Raw genomic sequence first — 8,179 nt, 5'->3', positions numbered from 1 at the left:
TCGCCGAAGGCCCCCGGCCTTCCTGCGTTGCTCGGCACCTCTCAAGGGGCCCGGTAAACCGTCTCGTGACCAAGCGGTGGCAGTCATCCCTTAAAGTCCGCATAGGCGGAAGTCCAGAAAAGGCAGCGGGTCCCCGCTTCGCCCGCCGCGAAGCGGAATCTCGGGCGTGTCGTAATCGAGATGCCCCTAAATCAGGCTCGCCTTGCGCTTCACGGCATCCACGTAGGCCATCGCGTCCATCGGCTGGCCCTGGCGCTGGGCGCGCCAGATCGTTTCGCCGAGGCAGTCGAGCAGGACGTGTTCGGCGTCGTGCGGGTCCATGCGGGCGCGCAGTTGCTCGAAGGCCAGGCGGATGCCTGGTGGCTGGTCGATGCTGACTTGCTCATGGATGGCGAGGTGCAGCGAGAGGTGGAGGAAGGGGTTCATGGCCCCGCCTTCCGGCGTCCATTCCTTGTCCACGGCGGCTTTCGGATCGTTGAGCAGGGCGTGGTATTCCGGATGGCGGGCGGCGATGTCAGCGGCGGTGACTTCGGCGCCGACCAGCGGCAGGCGGTCGACGTGCTTTTTCCAGGCATCGCAAAAGAAGAGGCGGACCTGCTCGCGGGAGGGATTAAACATGAGCGCTTTCGAACAATAAGGTGAGTGCGGTGTTGTGGAACAGGCGGTTGTGGCCGGCCAGCGGGGCGATTTGCCCGGTGCCGTAGGCGCCGAGCAACGGCGTGCCGGGGAAGGTGTCACGGAAGGCGACGAGGTCGCGGTCGTCGTCGCCGTAAAACAGCGGGCCGCGGCCGATGCACGAAAACATCACGGCGAAATTGGGCTGTTTTTTCTGGTTGACCCTGGGGCCAGCCGTTGTTTCTGTGGTCGTAGCCGTCAGCACTTCGCGCATTTCCTGCTCGGCGGCGAGCGGCTGGCGGATGGCCCAGGTGATCGTCTCGCCCTCGTTTACGGGTTCGGCCAGGGTCAGCGAGCCATCGGCGTTGGCCGAGAGGAGGGCAATGCCCGGCGCGTCGGTCTGGCGCAGCACGGCGATCAGGTGCAGGGGCGGGCGCTCGCGCAATTCGGCGGGCAGGGCGCGGCGCAAGCTGTCGACGGCGCTGTGGCCGCCAAGGCGGCGCAACTCGTAGCCGGCGCATTGCTCGACGGGCAGCGGCTCGCCGAGCCGGCGCAGGCCCGGCGAGCGGACCAGACGGGCGTTTACGCCGGGCAGGCAAAACTCGGCGCAGCCATTTTCATCTGTCCGGCTATGCGACCAGACGGCAGCATCGGTGTCGAGCAGGCCGACCCGCGCCGGGCCGTCCAGCCAATCGAAGGGCAGTCGGCCGTGGCCGCTGAAGGAGAGCCGTGGCGATTCGGCCGATACCTCGCTGGTCGGCGTCGAATAGACGAGAGCGGCGGCTGCCGGCTGGTCGAGTTGCCAGCCGCGCTCGGTAAATAGTCCGCTGGCCGTGCTGCCGCAGACCGCCAGACAGCCGCCAGCGCGCGCGGCGGCGAGTACGGCGGGCTGCGGATTGCGGTTGAAATCGCGGGTCAGAAACAGGATGACGTTATCGGCGCGCGCCAGCCCGGCGGCGGCCAGCGCTGCCTCGACGGCCGCCTGGGCCAGCTCCGCTGCCGGCCGCTGGCCGGCAACGAGGGCGGTGGCGGCTTTCATACACTCTTGCTCCGGTAGCTGCACAGGTCGACGACGATGCAGTGCCCACAGTCCGGCTGGCGCGCCTTGCAGACGTAGCGGCCGTGCAGGATCAGCCAGTGGTGGGCGTCCTTCTTGAATTCGTCGGGCGTTACCTTGAGCAGCTTCTGTTCGACTTCCTCGACGGTCTTGCCGGGGGCCAGCCCGGTGCGGTTGCCGAGGCGGAAGATGTGGGTATCGACGGCGATGGTCGGCTGGCCGAAAGCCGTGTTGAGCACGACATTGGCCGTCTTGCGGCCGACGCCGGGCAGGGCTTCGAGGGCGGCACGGTCGTCCGGCACCTCGCCGTCGTGCCGTTCGAGCAGCAGGCGGCAGGTGGCGATGACGTTTCTGGCTTTGGTCCGGAACAGGCCAATGGTTTTGATGTAGTCGGTCAGCCCCTCTTCGCCGAGGGCCAGCATGGCGGCAGGCGTTGGCGCCACCGGGTAGAGCCGGGCCGTCGCCTTGTTGACGCCGACGTCGGTGGCTTGGGCCGAGAGGATGACGGCGATCAGCAACTGGAAAGGCGTGGCGTAGTGCAGCTCGGTGGTCGGCGCCGGATTGGCGTCGCGCAGGCGGCGGTAGAACTGCTCGATGTCGGCTTTTTTCACGAATTTGGAGGTGTCGATGGATTGTCAGGCGCGGCGCAATGGGCCATATTGTTGCAAACAATTTTAACCGACAGAGAAGGCAGACTCCCATGCCGCAAGCGACAGATGGCAAGAGCATAGCCCTGAAGCAGTTGGTCGATGGCAACCCGGTCGCCACCATCGTCATCGATGCCGAACACCGCATTACCCACTGGAACCGCGCCTGCGCCGTGCTGACCGGCTTGGCCGCCGCCGACATGATCGGGCGGACAGAGCAATGGCGCGCTTTTTACGATACCGCGCGGCCGATCCTGGCCGATCTGGTGGTCGATGGTGCTGTCGATGCAACGGTCAACCGGTTTTACGACGGAAAATCCAGGCCTTCGGCGGTGGCCAACGAGGCTTACGAGGCCGAGGACTTTTTTCCGGCGATGGGCGAGGGCGGCCGTTGGTTGTTTTTTACCGCGGCCGCCATTCGCAACACGGCCGGCGACATTGTTGGCGCCATCGAAACCCTGCAGGACGTCACCGAACGGCGGCGCGCCGAGGCGGCATTGCGCGATAGCGAGGCCTATCTGGCGCAAATTGTCGACGGCTCGTCGGTGGCCATGCTGGTCATCGATGCCGGGCACCGCGTCACCCACTGGAACCGCGCCTGCGAGGCGATGACCGGGACGCTGGCGCGCGACGTCATCGGCACTTGCGGACAATGGAAGGCGTTCTATCCCTCCGAACGTCCGATCATGGCCGACCTGGTTCTCGATGACGCCAGCGAGCGTGCCGTCGACCAGCTTTACCACGGCCGTTTCCGGCCTTCGCTGCTGATTCCCGGCGGCTATGAAGCCGAGGATTTCTTCCCGCATTTCGGCGATCGCGGCCGCTGGCTGTTCTTTACCGCGGCGCCCTTGCGCAGTGTCAACGGGGAGGTCGTCGGGGCTATCGAAACGCTGCAGGATGTCAGCGAACGGCGCCGGGTCGAGGAGGCCTTGCGCGAAAGCGAGGAGCGCTATCGCTGCCAGAGCCAGACCGATTCGCTGACCGGCCTCTACAATTCGCGATTCATGCATGAGCGCTTGCCCGGCGAACTGGAGCGGGCGACCCGCTATGTCAGGCCGCTATCGCTGCTCATTCTCGATTGCGACGATTTCAAGTGCATCAACGATCGCTACGGCCACCTCGAAGGCGACCGGGTTTTGCAAAACCTGGCCGCGATCATCCGCCAGTGTCTGCGCCGCTCGGATAGCGCCTATCGCTACGGTGGCGAGGAGTTCGTCGTGCTGCTGCCGGAGGCGGACGCCACGGCAGCCCTGGCCCTGGCCGAACGTCTGCGTGGCCAGTTCGCGGCGCAGGAAACACTGTCGTCGAGCGGCGAGATTATTCGCTGCACGGTCAGCATCGGCGTTGCCCTGCTCCAGTCGGGCGACACCGACAACAGCCTGATGCGGCGGGCCGATGCGGCGAGCTACGCGGCCAAGGCGCGCGGCAAGAACTGCGTCGCCCTGGCCGGTTCAGCCGGCTGAGCCGGCATCCGGCGCATTTCGTTTTTGGCTTGTTTTCGCGGTTGACCGTAGCAACGGGCGAGCGCTTTCGCGGGCCCGCAACTGGCCGCAGCCGCCATCGACATCCTGCCCGGCTGAGTTGCGCACCGTCGTCCGGATACCCCGCGCGTGCAGATAGCGGGTCAGTTCGGTGATCCGCTCGACTGATGGCCGCCGGTAGGCAAGGGCGGCCGTGGCGTTGTACGGGATCAGGTTCATGATCGCGTACTTGCCGGCGAGCAGGCGGGCGATGCGGTCCATTTCTTCGAAGCTATCGTTGATGCCGGCGAGCAGCGTCCATTGGTACTGGATCGGGTAACTCGTCGTCCGCGCGTAATGCTCGGCCAGTTCGACCAGTTCGGCCGGATCGATGCGCGAGGCCTTGGGCAGCAGTTCGGCGCGCAGTTCGGCGCGGGTTGAGTGCAGTGAAATGGCCAGCGCCGGCTTGACGGTTTCCTGCGGTAGCCGCTCGAAAACGCGCAAATCGCCAACCGTCGAGAACACCAGATTCTTGTGCCCAATGCCGCCGGCGGTGCCGAGCAGATCGATCGCCTCGAGGACGTTGTCGATGTTGTGCGACGGCTCGCCCATGCCCATGAAAACGACGCGCGTCACCTTGCGCCGGGTCCGGCCGAGGATGACCTGGGCGACCATCTCGCCGCTGCTCACCTGGCGCAACAGGCCGTCGCGGCCGGTCATGCAAAAGGTGCAGCCGACGGCGCAGCCGATCTGCGTCGAAATACACAGGCCGTCGCGCGGCAGCAGCACGCTCTCGACGCTCTGGCCGTCGCCCAGTTCGACGAGCAGGCGCGACGAGCCGTCCTCGCCCGGGTGTTCCGAGCGGACGCGGGCCAGCCCCGATAGTTCATCGTGCAAGCCCGGCAGCGCATGGCGCAGGGCCAGCGGCAGAAAGGTTTCCGGCGGCTGGTGGCGCGGCCCGGCGTCGAGCGGCTTGCCTTGCGCCCAGGCGCGTAGCACGCGGTCGACGTGGCAATCCTTGGCGCCGGTGGCAAACAGGGCTTGGCGGATGGTTTCGATGCGCATGCGGGCGGTTTCGTCAGGCCCGCAAGGGGCGGCCGGGAACGATCAGTGGCAGCCGGCCGTGGCGATCGGGGCTGGCGGCTTCTGCTTGGCGCGCGCGGCGGCGCGGGCTTCGATCCAGTTCTTCCAGGCGATCAGGCAGCCGAGCAGGATGAAGGCGCCGGGCGGCAGCAGGGCGAGCAGGAAGCCGGGGTAGCTTTCAGGCAGGACCTGGATCGGCTGCAAACTGGGGAAAACCATGTCGATGCCGCCGAGCAGCGTGCCGCTACCGAGAAATTCACGCAGGGTGCCGAGCAGACCAAGCGTCCACAACATGCCGAGGCCCATGAAAATCCCGTCAAAGGTGGCCTGCGCGGGCGGGTTCTTGGCGGCAAAGGCTTCGACGCGGGCGAGCACGATGCAGTTGGTGACGATAAGCGGAATGAAGATGCCGAGCACCAGGTAAAGCTCGTGCAGGTTGGCGTTGAACAGCAAATCGACGACGGTGACCAGGGCGGCGACGATGAGGATGAAAACGGGAATGCGGATTTCGTGCGGGATCAGGTTGCGCAGCAAGGCAATGGCGAAGCCCGACATGGCCATGACGATGATCGTGGCCAGCGACAGCATGATGCCATTAACGGCGTTGGTCGTTGTCGCGAGCAGCGGGCACAGGCCGAGAATCTGGACCAGCGAGGTGTTCTGCTTCCAGATGCCGTTGCCGGCGATGGTCTTGAATTCGTCACGGGTGATCATTGGGCGGCTCCTTCGGCGAACAGTCGGTCACGATTGGCTGCGGCCCATTTCACGGCCTTCAGCACAGCCTTGGAGACGGCGCGCGGGGTGACGGTGGCGCCGGCGTGAAAATCGATCTGGCCGCCATCTTTCCTGACCTTCCAGTCCTTGTCGGCGACCTGGGCCAGCGCCATGCCGTTGAATTGGGTGATCCACGGCCGGGCCTTGTTCTTGTCCTTCTTGACCTCGACGTAATCGCCCAGACCCGGTGTTTCCTTGTGCTGCGTGACGCGCACGCCAGCGACTTGACCATTGGCGCGAATGGCAATGATCAGGCGAATTTTGCCGGCATAGCCATCGGGGGCGACGGCTTCGAAAACCAGCGCCACCGGCTGGCCGTTCTTGCGCGCGCGGAACAGTGTGCTCGCGTCTTTCAGACCGAGTTCGGGGGTGGCCGGCAGGGCGACCGTGTCTTCGAGCAGGGCGTTGTCGTACTCGGTGCGCGGCAGCACTTCGTCGACCAGTTTCATTTTTTCTTCGGTGGCCGAGGCTTCGATGGCCGGTTTGGTCCACAGATAGGCGCCCGAGAGCAGGCCGGTAAAAATGATGACGAAGACGAACAGGATGGCGGCCGTGCGGGCAGCCATGCCAGTGGCCGAAATTTCCTTGGTGACGCTCATGACTTTTCCTTCATGCCGAAGATCGGCGGTTGGGTCAGGAGGTCGATCAGCGGGGCGGAGAGGTTCATGAGCAGCACGGCAAAGGCAACGCCATCGGGATAACCGCCGAAGACCCGGATGATGTAGGCGAGCAGGCCGGCACCGGCGCCGAAGATCAGCTTGCCGCGCGGCGTCGTGCAACCGGAAACCGGATCGGTGGCGATGAAGAAGGCGCCGAGCATGGCGCCGCCCGAGAGTAGATGAAAGAGCGGGTTGGCGAATTGGCCCGGGTTGTAGAGCCAGAGGGCGCCGGAGATCGTGGCCATCGCTGCAATGAAGGCGAGCGGCACGTGCCAGGTAATGAGTTTGCGCTGCCACAACCACAGGCCGCCGAGCAGATAGCCGCCGGCCACCCATTCCCAGCCTCGGCCGGCGAAGTTGCCGTAAATATCCTGGTTGGCGAGCAGGGTGCTGACGTCGAAACTGCTGTCGCCCAGCTTGAGCGCGGTCTTCATCGCATCGAGCGGGGTGGCGCCGGACAGGGCGTCGACGCGCGGCAGCCAGCCGAGAATGATGTTGATCTGGTCAATCAGCCCTAATTGCAGGCCGACGCTGGGCCACTGCGACATCAGCGCCGGGAAGGCGACGATGCACACGGCGAAGGCGACCATGGCCGGGTTGAACGGGTTTTGACCGAGCCCGCCGTAGAGCTGTTTGGCAACGACGATGGCAAAGACGGTGCCGGTGACGACCAGCCACCATGGCGCCAGCGGCGGGAAGGTGAGGGCGATCAGCCAGGCGGTGACGATGGCCGAGCCGTCGCTCAGGAAGAGGGCCAGGGGTTTGCCGCGCACTTTGAGCATGACGGCTTCGGCGAGCAGGGCGGCGAGCGTGGCGATGACCAGCTGAACCAGGATGGCCGGGCCGACCAGGCTGGCGTAGGCAGCAATGCCCGGGATCAGCGCGACGCAGACCTGGATCATGACCTGGCTGACGCTGACCTCTTTGAGAAGGAAGGGGGCGGGAGGGAACATTATTGGGTTTTCTCGCTGGCCGGGGCGGCGGCGGTCGGCGCGGGTTCGATCAGGTGGGCGGCGATGCGACGTGCCTCGATGTCGGCCGCGGCGCGCTGCTGTTCGGCGGTCAGGGCGTCGACGTTCTTGGGCTGGACGGCTTCGCGTTGGGCCTTGGCGCGGGCCATGGCGGCTTCGATGGTGGCGCGTTTTGCCTCTTTTTCCGGGTTGACCGTAGCGGTCGGTGTGGTCGTGCCGGCGGCATCGCCCGCCGGCGTCGTGTCGCTCTCCGCAGCAGCCGCAGCCGCCTCGGCTGCCTTTTTGGCGGCTTGTGCCGCCGCTGCCCTGGCCAGCTTTTCGGCCTTCTCGGCCTTTTCGCGTTCTTCGCGCGTTTGCTTGAATTCGAAACGGGCTTTGGCCTGCTCGGCGGCATTCTTCTCGCGTTCGCGCGCCCAGATTTCGCTCTTGGCGAAGCGGAAATACTGGACGAGCGGAATGCGCGACGGGCAGACGAAGGCGCAGCAGCCGCATTCGATGCAGTCGAAAATGTTGTATTCCTGCGTCTTGCCGAAATTCTTGGCGCGCGAGAACCAGTACATCTCGAACGGCTGCAACTCGTGCGGGCAGGCCTGGGCGCAGGCGCCGCAGCGGATACACGGCATTTCCGGCGCCTTGGGCGGGAACAGGCGTTCCGAGTGGGCGATCAGGCAGTTGGTCGCCTTGACCACGGGCACCGACACTTGCGGCACGAGGAAGCCCATCATCGGGCCGCCCATGACGATGCCATCGGTGTCCGGGTGGGGCTGCGCGAGCTTGAGCAGTTCGTCCATCGGCGTGCCGATCAGCACTTCGTAATTGCGCGGTGCGTGCACGTTGCCGGTCAGGGTGACCAGCCGGGAGACGACCGGCTCGCCGTGGGCGATGGCGCGCCAGGCGGTGTAGGCGGTGGCGA

General features: G+C 65.6%; 9 protein-coding genes. 1 reads left to right on the top strand and 8 read right to left on the bottom strand.

Features of this window, described 5'->3' with window-relative positions; all coding sequences use genetic code 11:
- Positions 1–186: 186 nt before the first annotated feature.
- The 3 genes from ADADOO_RS15325 to nth are packed head-to-tail and all read right to left on the bottom strand — an operon-like array spanning position 187 to position 2,283.
- The gene (locus tag ADADOO_RS15325; RefSeq protein WP_511278369.1) at positions 187–618 is read right to left on the bottom strand and encodes a DUF1841 family protein; all 432 of its coding nucleotides are present in this window, start codon (positions 616–618) and stop codon (positions 187–189) included.
- Positions 611–1,654: an FIST C-terminal domain-containing protein gene (locus ADADOO_RS15320; protein WP_511278368.1), complete on the bottom strand. Its 1,044-nt coding sequence runs from the start codon at positions 1,652–1,654 to the stop codon at positions 611–613. The genes ADADOO_RS15325 and ADADOO_RS15320 overlap by 8 nt, the downstream gene beginning before the upstream one ends.
- Positions 1,651–2,283 carry an endonuclease III gene (gene nth / locus ADADOO_RS15315; protein WP_511278367.1) on the bottom strand — a complete coding sequence of 211 codons (633 nt, stop codon included), beginning with the start codon at positions 2,281–2,283 and terminating at the stop codon, positions 1,651–1,653. The genes ADADOO_RS15320 and nth overlap by 4 nt, the downstream gene beginning before the upstream one ends.
- A gap of 89 nt (positions 2,284–2,372) precedes the next feature.
- Here nth and ADADOO_RS15310 point away from each other — a divergent pair, with 89 nt between their 5' ends.
- Positions 2,373–3,782 (top strand): sensor domain-containing diguanylate cyclase, encoded by a 1,410-nt coding sequence (locus tag ADADOO_RS15310; protein WP_511278366.1) that lies wholly within the window; start codon positions 2,373–2,375, stop codon positions 3,780–3,782.
- Here the strand turns inward: ADADOO_RS15310 and ADADOO_RS15305 are convergent.
- The 5 genes from ADADOO_RS15305 to ADADOO_RS15285 all read right to left on the bottom strand — a co-directional run.
- A complete protein-coding gene (locus ADADOO_RS15305; RefSeq protein WP_511278365.1) occupies positions 3,771–4,844 on the bottom strand; it encodes an RNA methyltransferase in 1,074 nt (357 codons plus the stop codon). The genes ADADOO_RS15310 and ADADOO_RS15305 overlap by 12 nt on opposite strands.
- A gap of 42 nt (positions 4,845–4,886) precedes the next feature.
- Entirely contained in the window at positions 4,887–5,576 is a 690-nt protein-coding gene (locus ADADOO_RS15300) for an electron transport complex subunit E (protein ID WP_511278364.1), read from the bottom strand.
- On the bottom strand, positions 5,573–6,235 hold the full coding sequence (gene rsxG / locus ADADOO_RS15295) for an electron transport complex subunit RsxG (RefSeq protein ID WP_511278363.1): 663 nt from the start codon (positions 6,233–6,235) through the stop codon (positions 5,573–5,575). Before rsxG ends, ADADOO_RS15300 begins: the two co-directional genes overlap by 4 nt.
- Complete coding sequence (locus tag ADADOO_RS15290) at positions 6,232–7,248, bottom strand: RnfABCDGE type electron transport complex subunit D (RefSeq protein WP_511278362.1); 1,017 nt, start codon at positions 7,246–7,248, stop codon at positions 6,232–6,234. The genes rsxG and ADADOO_RS15290 overlap by 4 nt, the downstream gene beginning before the upstream one ends.
- Positions 7,248–8,179: 4Fe-4S dicluster domain-containing protein (locus ADADOO_RS15285; protein ID WP_511278361.1), on the bottom strand; the 932-nt coding region annotated here is incomplete at its 5' end. The genes ADADOO_RS15285 and ADADOO_RS15290, both read right to left, overlap by 1 nt.

It is taken from the genome of Azonexus sp., from assembly GCF_036170495.1.
GTDB lineage: Bacteria > Pseudomonadota > Gammaproteobacteria > Burkholderiales > Rhodocyclaceae > Azonexus.
This window is presented reverse-complemented; position numbering and strand designations above follow the sequence as displayed.